The following is a 16,254-nucleotide window of genomic DNA, read 5'->3' on the forward strand; positions in this document are numbered from 1 at the left end:
GCATCCGTCGAACCGCCGCCTCGATGAAACGCGCCCACGTCGCTTTCGCCCTCACGGGCCTGCTCGTCGCGCTGCCGATTGCCGCGTATGCGCTCGTCAAGCCGTTGCGCGTCGTCGCGCCCGCGCTGATTCCGGGCGTGTCGTGCCCGAGCGCCGACATCTGCACGGACGATGTCGCGAAGCTCGGCGCGGCGCAGCAGCTCTATCGCGACGGCTCCGCGCGCGCGGCGGCGGCCGTCGGCCCGTTCCGGGCCGCGCCGCGCGTCGTGTTCTGCTCGACGCGCACGTGCGCCGATGCGTTCGGCCTCGGCGCGCGCGCGGGGCTGACGCTCGGCGATTTCGGCGTGGTGATCGCGCCGCGCGGCTGGCAGACCTACTTTCTCGCGCACGAGCTGATCCATCACCGGCAGGCGGAAGTGCTCGGCAACCTCGCCGTCGTGACGAAGCCGCGCTGGCTGATCGAAGGGATGGCGTATGCGCTCAGCGACGACCCGCGCCATCCGCTCGCGCAGCCGTTCGAATCGTGGCGCACGCAGTTTGCCGCGTGGAATGCGGCGCGCGGTGCGCAGCCGCTGTGGGACGCCGCGCGGGCAGTCCGATAGCGCGCGATGGCGACGCGGTCGCGCGCGAATGCCGATGAGCCGCTATGCCGGCACGGCGGCTGGATCGTCCGGCTGCCCGACGAGCGTGCGGCGCGCCGCATCGAGAATCTCGTCGGCCAACGCGGGATCGGTGCCGGCGACAGCGCGTGACAGCACGAGCGCGCCGACCATCTGGCTGAGAACGGCGATCGCGTCGTCGCGCGCGTCGGCCGCGGCCGAGCCTTCCGTGGCCACCATGCGTTCCAGTCGCTCGAGATACGCGGCGACGCCGCGCGTGTAGCAGGCGCGCGCCGCGTCGGTCAGCCGCGGCGCATCGCCCGCGAAGCCCGACAGCGGGCAGCCGCCCTCGACGTTGTCGCGATGCGCGCCCGACAGGTACGCCGTTACCTGTTTCGCGACGCTGCCGGCGTTCGGCGAATCCGCGCGATCCTGCATCGCCTTGTCCATCACTTCGGCGACCAGCGCGTCCTTCGACTTGAAATGGTTGTAGAAGCCGCCCTGCGTGAAGCCGGCTTCCTTCATCAATTCCGTCAGCCCGACGGCGTCGACGCCGCGCAGCCGGAACAGCCGCTCGGCGGCCGCGACGATCGCGTGGCGGTTTTCCGCCGCCTGTTGTCTCGAGACGCCCATCGATCCCTCCCTCATTCCTGCAATTGCGTCGATTGAAAACACAATGGCGATCACCATTGACGTGCCGAAGTCGCGCTGGCACCATGCATCGCAAAGACGATGGTGATCGACATTGAGATTCGAGTGTAGCCGACTTCGCGGACGAAGCGAAGCAACCGGCGCAGCATGGATCGAAGTCGGTCGGGGTCTGGGGTGCGGCGAGGCGCGGGCGGCGGGACGGCCCGGCTGTCGGCACCGGCGGGGCAACGGTTCGGTACACGATGGCAGCGTGGTTTTTCACCGGATTCCGGGCGTGCGGCGAACCGGCACGCGCGGGATTCAATCTCCGAAAGGAAGGGTCATGAAGATCGAAGGTGCAGTCGTTTTCATCACGGGCGCGAACCGCGGGCTTGGCCTCGAGTTCGCGAAGCAGGCGCTCGAACGGGGCGCGCGGAAGGTCTACGCGGGCGCGCGCGATCCGGCCAGCGTGACGCTGCCGGGCGTCGTGCCCGTGAAGCTCGACGTGACCGATCCGGCGGCGGTCGCCGCGGCGGCCGATGCGGCGCGCGACGTCACGCTGCTGATCAACAATGCCGGCATCGCGCGGCTCGGCAGCCTGACCGACGAGGGCGCCGTCGACGCATTGCGCGCGCACCTGGAGACCAACGTGTTCGGGATGCTGGCGATGTCGCGCGCGTTCGCGGGCACCCTCGCGGCCCACGGTGGCGGCGCGATCCTGAACATCCTGTCGGTCGCGAGCTGGGTGAACCGGCCGATCCTGTCGGGCTACGGCGTGTCGAAATCGGCCGCATGGGCGCTGACCAACGGGCTGCGCCATTCGCTGCGCGAGCAGCACACGCAGGTCGTCGGGCTGCATGCCGGTTTCATCGATACCGACCTGACGGCCGGCCTCGACGTGCCGAAGGCCACGCCGGCCGACGTCGTGCGTCAGGCGTACGACGCCATCGAAGCGGGGGCGGAGGAAGTGTCGACCGACGAGTTCACGCGGCAGGTGAAGGCCACGCTGTCGTCGGGCGTCTATCTGGAAGAACCGGCGCCGCGTTGACGCCGCCGGTCGTGCGAACCCGCCGCCCGCGCCGTGAGCGCGGCGGCGGATCGACGCGTCAGACCGTCGTGTCGATGATGCCCGGGATCTTCACGTCCGGGTTCACGTCCGCGTCGTAGTCGACGCCGGCGATCTCGAAGCCGAACAGGCGCAGGAACTCCGTCTTGTAACCCGCGAAGTCGGTCATCTCGTACAGGTTCTCGTTCGTCACCTTGTCCCACATCGCGACGACCTTGTCCTGCACCTGCGGATCGAGTTCCTTGTAGTCCGCGCGCAGGCGGCCTTCTTCGTCGACGTGCGGCGTCGCGCCGTACAGGCTGTCCTTCAGGAGCCCGTACACCTGCTCGATGCAGCCTTCGTGCGTGCCGGTTTCCTTCATCACCTTGAACAGCAGCGACAGGTACAGCGGCATCATCGGGATCGCCGAGCTGGCTTGCGTGACGACGGCCTTCAGCACCGACACGCGCGCATCGCCGCCGTGCGCGGCCAGCTTGTCGCGGATCGACAGCACCTTCTTGTCGAGATCCTTCTTCGCTTCGCCGATCGAGCCGTTCCAGTAGATGTCGTGCGTGATCTGCTCGCCGAGGTACGTGAACGCGGTGGTCTTCGCGCCGTCGGCCAGCACGCCGGCTTCATCGAGCGCGTCGATCCACATCTGCCAGTCCTCGCCGCCCATCACCGCGACGGTGCCGTCGATCTCTTCCTGCGTCGCCGGTTCGAGCGACACTTCGCGGATTACTTCCTTGTCGGTGTCGAGGCCGCGGAACGTGACGGCCTTGCCGACCGGCTTGAGCGTCGAGCTGATGGTTTCGCCGGTCTTCGGGTGCGTACGGCGCGGTGCGGCGAGGCTGTAGACGACCAGATCGACCTTGCCGAGATCCTGCTTGATGGTGTCGATCGTGACCTGCTTGACCTTGTCGGAGAAGGCGTCGCCGTTGATGCTGCGTGCATACAGCCCCTTTTCCGCGGCGAATTTCTCGAACGCGGCGCTGTTGTACCAGCCGGCCGTGCCCGGCTTCGTCTCGCTGCCGGCACGCTCGAAGAACACGCCGAGCGTGTCCGCGCCCGAGCCGAATGCGGCCGAGATCCGGGCGGCGAGGCCGTAGCCGGTCGACGCGCCGATCACGAGCACCTTTTTCGGGCCATTGGCGATCGGGCCGTGCGAAGTCACGTAGTCGATCTGTTCCTTGACGTTGGCTTCGCAGCCGACCGGATGAGTCGTCACGCAGATGAAGCCACGCACGCGCGGTTTGATGATCATGGAAACCTCTTGTCTGAAAGGCGGGGACGGCCTGAAATCGGAAAAATCCCGCGCATTGTAAAGGAAGCGGCCGATCGCGGGCGGGCGCGACCGGAAGGTGCCGGATCGCCCGGTTATTTCTCTCTTGACAGAAATAACTGAAAAAACTAAATTCCCCACCATGGAACTCACACCGATTGCCGAACGATTCATTCTCCACTGGGGCGAAATGGGCTCGCGGTGGGGCGTCAACCGCACCGTCTCGCAGATTCACGCGTTGCTCTACCTGGCCGGACGGCCGGTTGCGGCCGACGAGATCGCCGAGACGCTCAACGTCGCGCGCTCCAACGTCAGCACGAGCCTGAAGGAGCTGCAGGCGTGGCGGCTCGCGAAGGTCGTGCATGTGCTCGGCGACCGCCGCGACCACTTCGAGACGTCGACCGACATCTGGGAATTGTTCAAGCTGATCGTCGAAGGGCGGCGGCAGCGCGAGATCGAGCCGACGCTCACGGTGCTGCGCGATTGCCTGACGAGCCCGGAGATCGCGAACGAGAGCCGCGAGACCGAACAGCGCATCCGCGACACGCTGCAGTTCGTCGAGACGCTGACGACCTGGTCGGACGAAATGCTGCGGCTCAAGCCCGATACGCTGATGAAGGCGCTCGGCATCGGCGCGAAGATCAGCCAGACGGTCAGGCGCAAGCCGTCGAAGTAAGCGGTAACGGGAGAGCGGGCACGCAGCCCGCTTTTTTCGGGGTTGTTATTTCTGTCTGTACAGAAATAACTGTAAATAGAGAGTGAAAATGAACGCAGCCTTGCCGTCGATCTGCCCGCCCGAGCGCACCGGCGTACGCGGCGTGACCGTGCTCGTCTGCGGCGCGAACGGCTTCATCGGGCGGGCGCTGTGCGCGCAGCTCGAAGCCGGCGGGCATCGCGTGCTGCGCGGCGTGCGTCACGCGGCCGGCCCGTACGACGTCGCGATCGACTTCGCGCACGACGTCGATCCGCACGCGTGGCTCGCGCGGCTGAAGGGCGTCGACGTGGTGATCAACGCGGTCGGCATGCTGGCCGATCGACGCGGCGCGACGCTCGATGCCGTGCATCGCGCCGCGCCGAGCGCGCTCTTTACCGCGTGCTGCCGGGCCGGCGTGCGGCGCGTGATCCAGATCTCGGCGCTCGGCGTCGAGCGCGGCGACACGCGGTACTTCGCGAGCAAGCAGGCGGCCGACCGTTTCCTGCAGACGCTGCCGATCGACTTCCGCATCGTGCGCCCCGCGCTCGTCTACGGGGCGGCCGGCGCGTCCGCGCGGTTTTTCCGGATGCTCGCGAGCCTGCCCGTGCACGTGCTGCCGGCAGGCGGGCATCAGCGACTGCGCCCGGTGCATGTCGATGATCTCGCCGAAGTCGTCGCGCGGCTCGTGATGCAGCCGAGCGATTCGCCGCCGGCGCGAGCCCGCCGCGTGATCGACGTGGTCGGCCGCGACGAAGTCGAATACCGCGAGATGCTGGCCGCCTATCGCGCCGCGCTCGGATTTCCGCCGGCGGCCCGCGTGACGCTGCCGGGCCGGCTGGTCGGCGCGGCGGCCGCGCTGCTCGGCGTGTGGCCGGGGGCGATGCTGACGCGCGACACGTGGACGATGCTGCGCGGCGGCAACACCGGCGATCCGGTGGCCACCGCGGCCGTGCTCGGCCGGCCGCCGCGCGGCATCGACAGCTTCATCGGCGCGGAAGCCGCCGCGTTGCGCCGCGACGCGCTCGCGATGTGGCGGCGCCCGTTGCTGTTGGGCGCGCTCGCGATCGTGTGGATCTGGACGGCCATCGCCAGCGCATTCATCCATCCGCTGCACGCGAGCCTCGCGCTGCTTGCGCCCGCGCACCTGACGGGCATGCCCGCGCTGATCGCGCTCTACGCGGCCAGCGCGGTGGATTTCGCGTTCGGGATCGCGACCGTCGTCGCGCCGTCGCGGCGCCTGTGGGCCGCGCAGGCGGCGCTGATCGTCGCGTACTCGGCGGTCATCGCGGTCACGATGCCGGGCCTGCTGGCCGAACCGTTCGGCCCCGTGCTCAAGAACGTGCCGATTCTCGCCATCCTGTTGATCCTCTATTCAGAAGAAGAACAAGCATGAACACCTATCTCGTCATCAAGGCCCTTCACATCCTGTCCTCGGTGCTGCTGGTCGGCACGGGGTTCGGCACCGCGTTCTACCTGTTCTTCGCGAACCGCACGCGGTCGGTGCCCGCGATCGCGGCCGTGTCGCGGCTCGTGGTGCGCGCGGACTGGTGGTTCACGACGCCGGCCGTGATCTTCCAGCCGGCGTCCGGGCTGTGGCTCGCGCACACGGCGGGCTGGCCGTGGCATACGCCGTGGCTGCTCGCGTCGATCGTGCTGTACGCGGTTGCCGGTGCGTGCTGGCTGCCGGTCGTCTGGCTGCAACTCGAACTTGCATCGATGGCGAAGCTTGCGCACGCGAACGGCGATGCCGCATTGCCGGCGCGCTACTGGCGCTACGCGAAGCGCTGGGAACTGCTCGGCTATCCGGCGTTCTTCGCGATGCTGACCGTCTATTTCCTGATGGTGGTCAAGCCGATGTAAGCCGGTCGTCGTCGCACGGGAGCGACGGCGTACGCGGGACAGCAGTCGATCGATTCATGATGCTTGAAAAAACAAGAAGGAGTGCAAAGCATGAATGCAAATGAATTGGTGCTGTATTTCGATGGGCGATGTCCGTTATGCGTCGCGGAAATCCGGCGTCTCGGCGAGCACGACGTGCGACACCGGCTCGCGTTCGTCGACATCGCCGAGCCGGGTTTCGATCCGGTGCCGCTGGACGTCGACCTGCCCGCGCTGAATCGCGAACTGCATGCGCGTCTACCCGACGGACGCATGCTGACCGGCATCGACAGCATCCTCGCTGCTCACACGCTACTCGGCCGTCGCGGGCTCGTCCGGCTGCTTCGCGTGCCGGCGATGCGTGCCGTATTCGCATCGCTGTATCGCCGCCTGGCGGGCAATCGGCAAGCGGTATCGCGGTGGCTCGGGTATCGCGCAGAAGCCTGCTGCGAAGGCGGTACGTGCAGCATCGGCAGGAACGCCGAAAGCGCAGCAGCGAATCGCCCGCCACAAGACATCCCGCGCCGCATCGTCGTGCGCTGGATGTACGCAGCCGCAATCGTGCATCTGCTCGTCGGCGTGGTGCTCCCGTGGATCGCGGGCGCATCCTGGCTCGACGCGTATCACCGCGGCATCGAGCGGCATTTCTGGTCGGCAGCGGCACCCGGAGCCGCGCGCGCCCAGCAGGTCTGGTGGATGTCGCTGCTCGGCGCGACGGTGCAGTGCGCCGCGGTCTGGATGCTCGCGCTCGTCCATCTCGGCAACCGGTTACGGAAACGGGAAGTATGGGGCTGGCTGCTGGCCGGCCTGTTGATCTGGGCGCCGCAGGACATGCTGTTGTCGTGGCAGGCGCAGGTGTGGGGCCATGTAGTGATCGACGTCGTCGCGCTCGTCGCGATGGTGCCGCCGCTGGTCTGGCTGTGGAGGAGGGATACCGCATGAACACGTTGCCTGCTTTCGACTGGGCGCTCAACCTGCTGATCGTGCAGGGCGCGATGGGCGCATTCGATACGCTCTACCATCACGAACTCACGCAGGACCTGCCGCACAGCCCGCGCGCGCGGCTCGAACTGACGATTCACGCGGTACGGTCCGTGCTCTACGGCCTCGTGTTCGCGTCGATCGCGAACGTCGCATTTCATGGCGCGTGGGTCGCGGCCCTCGCGGCGGTCGTGTTCGTCGAGGTGGTGCTGACGTTGTGGGATTTCCTCGTCGAGGACCAGAGCCGCAAGCTGCCGGCGACCGAGCGCGTGCTGCACACGCTGCTGGCCGTCAACGGCGGCGCGCTGTTCGGGATGATCGCGATGCAACTCGCCGCGTGGGCGGCCGAGCCGACGGCGCTGCACGCGATCGACGTCGGCTGGCGCGGCTGGCTGCTCAACCTGTTTGCCGTCGGCGTGACGGTATCGGGCGTGCGCGACGGGATCGCCGCGTGCCGCCTCGCGCGCCGCGCGCCGGACGCCAACCCGTTCGCGGGGCAGCGGCCCGGCCACATGCTCGTCACCGGCGGCACCGGCTTCATCGGCGAAACGCTCGTCAACCAGCTGCTCGACGCAGGGCAGACGGTCACGTTGCTGGCGCGCGATCCGCTGCGCGCCGCCTACCTCTTTCAAGGCCGCGTGCGCAGCGTGACGTCCATCGACCAGTTGCAGCCGCACGAGCGCTTCGACACGGTCGTCAATCTCGCCGGCGCGCCGGTGCTGGGCGCGCGCTGGAGCAAGCGCCGGCAGGCGCTGCTGCTCGCCAGCCGCGTCGGCGTGACGCAGGCGCTGATGCGCTGGGTGGAAACCGCCGAGGTCAAGCCGCGCACGTGGATCCAGGCGTCCGCGATCGGCTACTACGGCGTGCGGCCGGGCGACGAACGGCTCGACGAAGGCAGCAGCGCAGGCACCGGTTTCATGTCGGATCTGTGCCGGCGGTGGGAGGCGGCCGCCGAGCCGCTCGAACGCCACGGCGTGCGCGCGGTGGTGCTGCGGCTGGGCATCGTGTTCGGCCCCGGCGGGGCGTTGCGCCCGATGCTGCTGCCGCATTACTTCGGGCTGGGCGGCCGCTTCGGCGACGGTGCGCAGGTGATGAGCTGGATTCACCGCGACGACGTGCTGCGAATCGTGGCGCGCGCGATGTCGAATCCGGGCATGCACGGCGTCTACAACGCGGTCGCACCGGTGCCGCTGACCCAGCGCGCATTCGTGCAGGTCGTGACGAAGGTGCTGCGCCGCCCCGCATTTCTGCACATGCCGGCCGCGCCGCTGCGCGCCGCGATGGGCGAGATGGCCGAGCTGCTGCTGGACGGGCAGCGCGTGATGCCGGCACGCCTGCATCAGGACGGGTTCATGTTCCGCTTCCCGACCGCCGAGCACGCGCTGCGTGACCTGACGAACCGGCCGCACACCGATTTCGCGCCCGCGGTCTGCCGTTTCCCGCGCGGTCGTGTATAAATCGGCGTGAACGCGTTCGGAGCGTGCCGTGCGCCCCGAACACGCCGCACCCGACCTCTCAAGGAGACTGCATGCTGCACGTCCTCGGCAAGATTCCGTCCATCAACGTCCGCAAGGTGCTGTGGCTGTGCACCGAACTGAACCTGCCGTTCGAACAGGAAGACTGGGGCGCGGGCTTCCGCACGACCCACGATCCGGCCTATCTCGCGCTGAATCCGAACGCGCTCGTGCCCGTCATCAAGGACGACGATTTCGTGCTCTGGGAATCGAACACGATCATCCGCTACCTCGCGAACCGCTACGGCGGCGATGCGCTGTATCCGGCCGAGCCGCAGGCGCGTGCGCGGGTCGACCAGTGGATCGACTGGCAGGGTTCGGACCTGAACCGCTCGTGGGTCGGCGCCTTCCTCGGCCTCGTGCGCAAGTCGCCCGACCACCAGGATCCGAACGGCATCGCACAGTCGATCGCCGGCTGGACGACGCACATGCGCGTGCTGAATGCGCAACTCGAAAGGACCGGCGCGTACGTGGCCGGCAACACCTTCACGCTCGCGGATATTCCGATCGGCCTGTCGGCGAACCGCTGGTTCGGCACGCCGTTCGAGCATCCGGACCTGCCGGCGGTGTCGCGCTATGTCGAACGTCTCGCGACGCGTGAAGGTTTCAAGCAATACGGCGGCAGCGCGAATCCGTAACGCAGCGCGGGTCGCGCTTGAAGCGGCGGTAGTGCAATCGCCGCCGCTTCACGATCGATTCACCGGCGCGCCTTCCGTCGTCACGCACCGGGCGCCGGCACCGCATCGAGCACGCGGGCGAGAAACGCCTCGTGATTCCACGCGGCTTCCGGCCGCGACAGCCCGAGCCGCACGACCACCAGCTCGCGGCTCGGCACCACGCTCACGAACTGGCCTTCATGGCCGACCGCATGAAACGCGTCGGCCGGCATCGCCCGCGCGTGCGGATCGCGTTCGTTGAACGGCTCCGGCACCTTGACCCACAGCTGCGCGCCGAATTCCTGCCGCGACGACTGCGGCGTCGCGCGCGTCAGGTAGCGCACCCAGCCTTCCGGCAGCAGCCGCTGCCCGTTCCACACGCCGTCCTGCAGCAGAAGCTGCCCGAAGCGCGCCCAGTCGCGTGCGCTCGCATACATGTACGACGCGCTGACGAGCGTGCCGGACGCGTCGGGTTCGAACACCGCGCTGCGCATCCCGAGCGGCGCGAACAACGCGCGGCGCGGAAACGCAAGATAGTCCGCGTCGCTGCCGCCCAGCGCTTCGCGCATCACGCGTGCCACGATCGCACTCGTGCCGCTCGAGTAGGACCACCGCGCGCCGGGCGTCGCGGCCAGCGGCTTCGCCGACGCGAACCGCGCGGTATCGGGCTGCGTGAACAGCATCACCGCGACGTCGGACAGCGGGTCGTCGTAGTCCTCGTTGAACTGCAGGCCGCTCGTCATCCGCAGCAGCTCGTCGAGCGTGATGGCCGCGCGCGGATCGCCGCTGCCGCGCCATTCGGGCAGCAGCGCCGACGCGTCCGGCGACAGCTTGTGTTGCGCGACCAGCGCGCCGACCAGCGCGGCCGTGACGGTCTTCGTCATCGACCAGCCGGGCAGCGGCGTATCGGCCGTGAAGCCGGGCGCATAGCGTTCGGCGATCACGTGGCCGCGCCACATCACGACGACCGCGCGCGTGCGCCGCGGCCGCGCCGGATCGGGTTCGTCGAATGCGCGGTCGAGCGCGGCCTGCAACTGGTGCGCGTCGACGCCGGCGGGCGGCGAGGCCGGTGCGGGCGGCTCGACCTGCGCGGGCGGTGGATCGGGGAGGGGCGGCAACGCGGCGGGCAAGGTGGCCGCCGCCGCGCCGGTCGGGGCCCCAAGAGCGAGCGTGCAGCCGAGCCCGGGCCGGAAGTCGGCTTCGCGTTCGGCGAAGCCGGCGAAGGTCGCCACCGCACGATGATGGTCGGGATCGAGCGACGGTCGCACCAGTTTCAGCAACGGATGGACGCCGGCCATGATGTCGACGTCGATCACCGACGCGGCCGGGCGGCCCGACACGAACACGCCCGAACACAGCGCCTTGGCCGCATAGCCGGTCGCGATCGGCGCGAGCCGGGACAGCATATATCCCGTGTAGCCGATCGCGGCTACGAGCGCGAGCGCGACACCGCGCAGCATCAGCTTCTTGAGGGGAATCGTCATGCGCGAGCGTCCTCGGTGGCGTGCCGGCCGGCAACGATCCGGCAGTGTCGCAGGTTCGGGCGCGGCGGTGCAATCGCGGCCGCGTGACGCGTGACGCGTGACGCGTGACGCGCGACGGTGATGACGGTCGCAGGCGTTCGCGCTGCCGCGTGCCCGACGGTTCGGCCGGCGTCGCGTGGCGGGCGAGTTGATATCGGGCCGGCCATCGGCCGATAATCGTCCGGCATTGTTCTCCCAGTCCAATTGTCCAACCGAGATCGGAAAACGCCATGTCCTACGACAACAACAACCCGTTCGCCCGAATCCTGCGCGGCGAACTGCCGTGCGTGAAGGTCGCCGAAGACGACGCGACGCTCGCGATCATGGATCTGATGCCGCAGGCCGACGGTCACGTGCTCGTGATCCCGAAGGAGCCGGCCGCGCAGATCTTCGAGCTGTCCGGCGACGCGGCCGCGGCCGGTATCCGCATGACGCAGCGCGTCGCGGCGGCGGTGCGCGCGGCGCTCGAGCCGGACGGCGTGTTCATCGGCCAGTTCAACGGCGCGGCAGCCGGCCAGACCGTCCCGCACGTGCATTTCCACGTGATTCCGCGCTGGGAAGGCGCCGAGCTGCGGATGCATGCGCGCGACGTCGCCGACGCGGCGACGCTCGAAGCGCTCGCGCAGCGCATTCGTGCCCGCTTCGTGTAACAGCCCCAGCGCTGTCGGCGCGGCCGCCGCCCACCGGCGGGCCGTTGCGCCGACCCAGCCTGTTTCAGCGGTCACACGGGGTAACACGTGTAACGGCCCGGGAAACTCGGCCGGCCACGCCCGGCGCTAGACTCCGCGCATCGTTTCATCGAGCGACAGGAAGGGGCGTTGCCTCTTCGTGCCGGCCGCCGCGTGGTGCGGCGGCGCGGCCTTCGCGCGGTGCCATTGGTCTTTCGCGCCGGGAACCGAACCATGTCCAGACTTCTCATCATGCTTGCCCTGATCGGCGGCCTGTCCGGCTGCTACGTCGCGCCGCCGTACGGCTACGCGCCCGCGCCGGCCTACTACGGCTATGCGCCCGCGTATTACGCGCCGCCCGTCAGTGTCGGGATCGGCGGCAACTTCCGTATTCGCTGACCCGTCGCGGCGCGCCGGCCGGCCGTCCTGGCCCGGTCGGCCGTCTTCGGCCTGACGATGCGCGCGAACTTCCGCGCCGCATGACGGCCGCGCACGGCACCCGGTGTGCGCAGTTCCTATACTTCACAGGAAAGCGCATCCCCGCGAGGCCGTCATGACAGTCACCCCCAAGGTCATCGTCCTGTCGAGCGTAGCCACGCTCGTCTATCTCGGGCTCGCCGTGCTCGGCAGCGGCGGGTTCGCCGCGTTCTTCTCGCATCCGCAACTGACCGTCGTCGCGATCGCGACCCTTGTGATGGCCGTCGCCGCGCTGTTCACCGAAGGCAACCTGAGCAGCGGCGAACGCGAGAACCGCGACAACCGCTGGGTGCTCGCGGCCTTCGGGGTGAGCGGCTTCCTGCTCGCGTACCTGCCGGCGCTGACCGACCGGTTCGACGTCTGGACTTTCGGCGGCGATACGGTGCGCTGGATCGGCGTCGGGCTGTACCTCGCGGGCGGCGTGCTGCGCATGTGGCCCGTGTTCGTGCTAGGCAAACGCTTCAGCGGGCTCGTCGCGATCCAGCCGGGCCATACGCTCGTGACCGGCGGCATCTACAGCCGCATCCGCAATCCCAGCTATCTCGGCCTGGTCATCAATTCGCTCGGCTGGGCGCTGGTGTTCCGCTCGGGCGTCGGCGTACTGCTGGTCGTGCTGACGCTCGTGCCGCTCGTCGCGCGAATCCGCTCGGAGGAAGCATTGCTGCGTTCGCAATTCGGCGCCGAATACGACGCGTATTGCGCGCGGACGTGGCGGTTGCTGCCCGGCGTGTACTGACCCCGTCATCTTTTCTCTTACCGTCGTTCGGATGCCCGTTACCGGCGTGTGCGGATGTGTTGCCACGTGTGTCTCGAACGTGCGACTGCGTGCATGATCGGCGTGTCGCGACGTGGGGTCAGACTGCCGCCGGAGCAAATCCCGGCAAGGGTTTCAGCCGGATTCGGCGGGCACGTTGAATGTCTGTGATTCGTAAACAACTTGTTACCACAATGTCTACGGCAGGAATGCGGGACCGGTGCTATTCTTCGCCGCAAGCTCATTGAAATGAATTGGTCCGCAGTCCGGCACAATGCCTGGCCCGACGTCGATCGATTCAGATCGTCGTACCGAGCGGACCTCGATAACCAGAATTGCGAACAAGGAAGAATACGGGAATGTGGAAGAAAATCGCCCCCGCTCTCGTCGTCGCCGCGTTGACCGGCGCGACTGCACTGCCGGCAATGGCCGGTGACTTGAACAACGCGCTCGGCGGCGCGCTCGGCGGGGTTGCCGGCGCAGCGGTCGGCGGCGCAGTCGGCGGTAGCACCGGCTCCGTCATCGGTGGCGCGATCGGCGGCGGCGCCGGCGGCGCGGTGACGTCGAACCGTCGCGAGCGCACCGGCGCGATCATCGGCGGCGCCCTCGGCGGCGGCGCGGGTACCGCGGCAGGCAACGCGATGGGCGGCCGCACGGGCGGCCTGCTGGGTGCGGCGGTCGGCGGCGGTGCCGGCGCGGCGCTCGGCGGCAACATGTCGCGCAGCTCGTACGATCGCGATCACGGCGACCGCGGCTACCGTCACCGCAAGCATCGTCACCACCGCGACTGGGACTGATCGTCGCTGGCGCGGCACGGTGCGCGACTCGCGCACCGGCGCGCCGACGGCGTCGGTATCCCGACGCGAGCTTCAGCCCGGCGCTCTGCCGGGCCGCTTCGCCGGCCAGACCGGCGATTCTCTTCCGGTTTCAATCAGCCGCTGCCAAATGCCCGATCGACGGGCCGGCAATTCTCCTCCTGCTGTTTTCTCCGCTTCTCGACGATATCGCGTGCCGCGTCCCAATGCGCGCGGACGGGGTTGGCCGAATCACGCCTGCTTTTTCTTCGACACGTCGGCTCGTTCCAACCTGACGTGACCGTCTCCGTGCGACCCTCACGCCGCGATCCGCTGCCGCGCACGTATCGACTGCTTTCGCCTCGCCCTGCGTAACGGGATGCATCGAGACCAGCGCGTGTCTCGCCGCGTTGCCGCGTTGCCGCGCTGGCGCATTGCGCGAACATCGCCGCTGTCAGGATTTCCCTGATAGTCGGCACGCCGCGCAACGCATGCCGACCGCGTATCGTGGCCGCCGGCCGATAGTGGGAAATCGAATGGATGTCATCGCAACATTTAATTGGTCGATCGCAATCGACTTCGCTATCGTCGGCGATGCTCGCGTACGGAGCCGAACCGTGCCGCCATCCGCGCCTCGCCGCCTGACCGGCGAGCGTCGCGGCCCGGCCGCCGGCCCGACAACCCGGGCCGCCGTGTCCGCTGAACCGGACGGACCCGACGCGAAGCCTGGCCGACCGACCGAAGGCGCATGCGCCTTCAAGCCACCCCGGCAACGATGTCCCGCCGTCGCATGCGTGCCCCACACGCATGCGAACCGCCCGATGCCGTTTGCGCCCGGGGCCGGACCAACCCATTGCCTGGATGCAATATGTCTAAGACAACGTATTACGCGCCGCATGGCGGCCACCCGCCGCAGACGGATCTGCTGACCGATCGCGCGATGTTCACCGAGGCGTACGCGGTGATCCCTAAGGGTGTGATGCGCGACATCGTCACGAGCTGGCTGCCGTTCTGGACCCACACGCGCCTGTGGGTGATCGCCCGCCCGCTGTCGGGTTTCGCGGAAACCTTCTCGCAGTACATCGTCGAAGTGAATCCGGGCGGCGGCAGCGACAAGCCCGAGCAGGACAAGAACGCCGAAGCCGTGCTGTTCGTCGTCGAAGGCGAAGCCGAGCTGACGCTGCAAGGCCAGAAGCACACGCTGAAGCCGGGCGGTTACGCGTTCATTCCGCCGGGCGCGGACTGGACGCTGCACAACGTCAGCGATGCCGCGGTGCGTTTCCACTGGGTGCGCAAGCACTACCAGGCCGTCGACGGCATTCCGCTGCCGGACGCGTTCGTGACCAACGAGCAGGACGTCGAGCCGATCCCGATGCCGGGCACCAACGGCGCATGGGTGACGACGCGCTTCGTCGACATGAGCGACATGCGTCACGACATGCACGTGAACATTGTGACGTTCGAGCCGGGCGGCGTGATTCCGTTCGCCGAAACGCACGTGATGGAGCACGGCCTGTATGTGCTGGAAGGCAAGGCTGTCTATCGCTTGAACCAGGACTGGGTCGAGGTGGAAGCCGGCGACTTCATGTGGCTGCGCGCGTTCTGTCCGCAGGCATGTTATTCGGGTGGGCCTGGGCGGTTCCGTTATCTGCTGTACAAGGATGTGAACCGTCACATGAACCTGACGTTGAATCCGGCGCGCTGAAGCGTCGCGCAAGTTGGATATGAAAACCCGCCGGTGTGAGCCGGCGGGTTTTTTTTCGGGGTTCCGCGCGGGTTTCCTTGGATGTCGGGTGGCGACCCGAAGCGGTCTTTCCGTTTTCTCCAAAGGTGCCACTCGACACGGTCACCTCAATCGGAACTGGATCTTAGCGCGTGCGCCAGGCCGGTGAGGATCGGTATGATCGCCCCCAACCACGAAAGCCCATCACAGAACGTGAGCCTGACCGGCCGAACGTCGAGGCTAAGCTTCAATGTGACTGAAACGCGGATAGCGTCCACTACCGTTGCCGACCGGTTCGTCGGAGCGCACGTACGCCAGGGAAAGGCGGTAGGCTGAACGAGACCTGTCCGACGCGTCGCCGACAAGATTCCAAAGCTCATGGCTGGTTTTCGCAACGCGGAGCAACAGCGCTCGCATGTCCGCTGGAAGCTCATACTTCTGGACGATGTCGCACGTCAGATTGGCTGTGACGACGGCGACCAGCCTCCGCTCGGCCGCTTCCGAGCCAATCATATCGAGCAATGCCATGACTTGCGAAAGCAGGGCTTGTCCTGCCGAAGCATCGATCTGCAGCGTAGCGGCAGGCAGCGCCAATGCGGTTATGTACAACACGTCCCTCTCGTCGAATCCGGCAAGGTCGGCGCGCACGTCCAGAGCCTTTGTGATGATTGCTCGCTGCCGCCTGAGTCGATGTCGGACCTCCTTCGGCAACGATGGAAACGCGGTATCCAACCTGACGTAGTAGTCCATGACCGATTGCCAGTCCCCGAGATGTTCGGCGTTGATATGGCATGCAAGGGCCGATAGTTCGACGAGATGCTCAATTTTTGCGTTGGCTGCAAGAAATCGATGCAATTTTGTGCGGATGGCTTTGGGGTGGTGGGTATGGTCCTGCCAGCAATCGGAGATGAACTCAGGGAAACCGTCGTGGCTTCCCGCGGTTTGGACCGGTTTTTCAATTTGCATATTTACCTCTGGCGATCGAGATGTGCCTGCGCAGCCCCGGCCCAGGAAGGTCCAGCTGCTGGAATCAAGT

Annotated in this window: 17 protein-coding genes; 13 read left to right on the forward strand and 4 right to left on the reverse strand. The window is 67.7% G+C overall.

Annotation, left to right across the window (positions count from 1 at the left end; genetic code table 11):
* Positions 1-23 precede the first annotated feature (23 nt).
* The gene (locus AP428_RS28290; RefSeq protein WP_011548964.1) at positions 24-602 is read left to right on the forward strand and encodes a membrane protein; all 579 of its coding nucleotides are present in this window, start codon (positions 24-26) and stop codon (positions 600-602) included.
* 42 nt (positions 603-644) lie between these two features.
* On the opposite strand, the gene AP428_RS28295 is transcribed toward AP428_RS28290, so the two are convergent.
* Positions 645-1,232, reverse strand: a complete 588-nt coding sequence (locus AP428_RS28295) for a TetR/AcrR family transcriptional regulator (RefSeq protein WP_011548965.1) — start codon at positions 1,230-1,232, stop codon at positions 645-647.
* A gap of 340 nt (positions 1,233-1,572) precedes the next feature.
* Between AP428_RS28295 and AP428_RS28300 the strand changes: the two genes are divergently transcribed.
* Positions 1,573-2,277, forward strand: a complete 705-nt coding sequence (locus tag AP428_RS28300) for an SDR family oxidoreductase (RefSeq protein ID WP_011548966.1) — start codon at positions 1,573-1,575, stop codon at positions 2,275-2,277.
* Positions 2,278-2,335: 58 nt separating this feature from the next.
* On the opposite strand, the gene fabV is transcribed toward AP428_RS28300, so the two are convergent.
* Positions 2,336-3,538, reverse strand: coding sequence for an enoyl-ACP reductase FabV (gene fabV / locus AP428_RS28305; RefSeq protein ID WP_011548967.1), 1,203 nt, complete (start codon positions 3,536-3,538; stop codon positions 2,336-2,338).
* Between the two features lie 160 nt (positions 3,539-3,698).
* Here fabV and AP428_RS28310 point away from each other — a divergent pair, with 160 nt between their 5' ends.
* From AP428_RS28310 to AP428_RS28335, 6 genes are all read left to right on the forward strand, one after another.
* The gene (locus AP428_RS28310; protein WP_011548968.1) at positions 3,699-4,232 is read left to right on the forward strand and encodes a GbsR/MarR family transcriptional regulator; all 534 of its coding nucleotides are present in this window, start codon (positions 3,699-3,701) and stop codon (positions 4,230-4,232) included.
* 88 nt (positions 4,233-4,320) lie between these two features.
* Entirely contained in the window at positions 4,321-5,643 is a 1,323-nt protein-coding gene (locus AP428_RS28315) for an SDR family oxidoreductase (protein ID WP_011548969.1), read from the forward strand.
* Positions 5,640-6,110: a DUF2269 domain-containing protein gene (locus AP428_RS28320; RefSeq protein WP_011548970.1), complete on the forward strand. Its 471-nt coding sequence runs from the start codon at positions 5,640-5,642 to the stop codon at positions 6,108-6,110. The genes AP428_RS28315 and AP428_RS28320 overlap by 4 nt, the downstream gene beginning before the upstream one ends.
* Positions 6,111-6,200: 90 nt before the next feature.
* A complete protein-coding gene (locus tag AP428_RS28325; protein ID WP_011548971.1) occupies positions 6,201-7,070 on the forward strand; it encodes a thiol-disulfide oxidoreductase DCC family protein in 870 nt (289 codons plus the stop codon).
* On the forward strand, positions 7,067-8,566 hold the full coding sequence (locus AP428_RS28330) for a TIGR01777 family oxidoreductase (protein ID WP_011548972.1): 1,500 nt from the start codon (positions 7,067-7,069) through the stop codon (positions 8,564-8,566). The genes AP428_RS28325 and AP428_RS28330 overlap by 4 nt, the downstream gene beginning before the upstream one ends.
* A 71-nt stretch (positions 8,567-8,637) precedes the next feature.
* Positions 8,638-9,261, forward strand: a complete 624-nt coding sequence (locus AP428_RS28335) for a glutathione S-transferase family protein (RefSeq protein WP_011548973.1) — start codon at positions 8,638-8,640, stop codon at positions 9,259-9,261.
* Positions 9,262-9,341: 80 nt separating this feature from the next.
* Here the strand turns inward: AP428_RS28335 and AP428_RS28340 are convergent, their stop codons facing one another.
* Entirely contained in the window at positions 9,342-10,763 is a 1,422-nt protein-coding gene (locus AP428_RS28340; protein WP_011548974.1) for a serine hydrolase, read from the reverse strand.
* Positions 10,764-11,032: 269 nt separating this feature from the next.
* On the opposite strand from AP428_RS28340, the gene AP428_RS28345 reads away from it, so the two are divergent.
* The 5 genes from AP428_RS28345 to AP428_RS28360 all read left to right on the forward strand — a co-directional run bounded on the left by AP428_RS28345 (position 11,033) and on the right by AP428_RS28360 (position 15,200).
* Complete coding sequence (locus AP428_RS28345) at positions 11,033-11,452, forward strand: HIT family protein (protein ID WP_011548975.1); 420 nt, start codon at positions 11,033-11,035, stop codon at positions 11,450-11,452.
* Positions 11,453-11,704: 252 nt separating this feature from the next.
* Entirely contained in the window at positions 11,705-11,869 is a 165-nt protein-coding gene (locus AP428_RS37295) for a hypothetical protein (protein WP_011548976.1), read from the forward strand.
* Between the two features lie 154 nt (positions 11,870-12,023).
* Positions 12,024-12,683, forward strand: a complete 660-nt coding sequence (locus AP428_RS28350; RefSeq protein WP_011548977.1) for an isoprenylcysteine carboxylmethyltransferase family protein — start codon at positions 12,024-12,026, stop codon at positions 12,681-12,683.
* 377 nt (positions 12,684-13,060) lie between these two features.
* Positions 13,061-13,498: a hypothetical protein gene (locus AP428_RS28355; RefSeq protein ID WP_006496212.1), complete on the forward strand. Its 438-nt coding sequence runs from the start codon at positions 13,061-13,063 to the stop codon at positions 13,496-13,498.
* Positions 13,499-14,363: 865 nt separating this feature from the next.
* Positions 14,364-15,200: a bifunctional allantoicase/(S)-ureidoglycine aminohydrolase gene (locus AP428_RS28360; protein WP_011548979.1), complete on the forward strand. Its 837-nt coding sequence runs from the start codon at positions 14,364-14,366 to the stop codon at positions 15,198-15,200.
* 258 nt (positions 15,201-15,458) lie between these two features.
* Here AP428_RS28360 and AP428_RS28365 read toward each other — a convergent pair whose 3' ends face one another.
* Positions 15,459-16,184 (reverse strand): hypothetical protein, encoded by a 726-nt coding sequence (locus tag AP428_RS28365; protein ID WP_011694876.1) that lies wholly within the window; start codon positions 16,182-16,184, stop codon positions 15,459-15,461.
* Positions 16,185-16,254 lie beyond the last annotated feature (70 nt).

It is taken from the genome of Burkholderia sp. E168m22, assembly GCF_001319805.1.
GTDB lineage: Bacteria > Pseudomonadota > Gammaproteobacteria > Burkholderiales > Burkholderiaceae > Burkholderia > Burkholderia orbicola.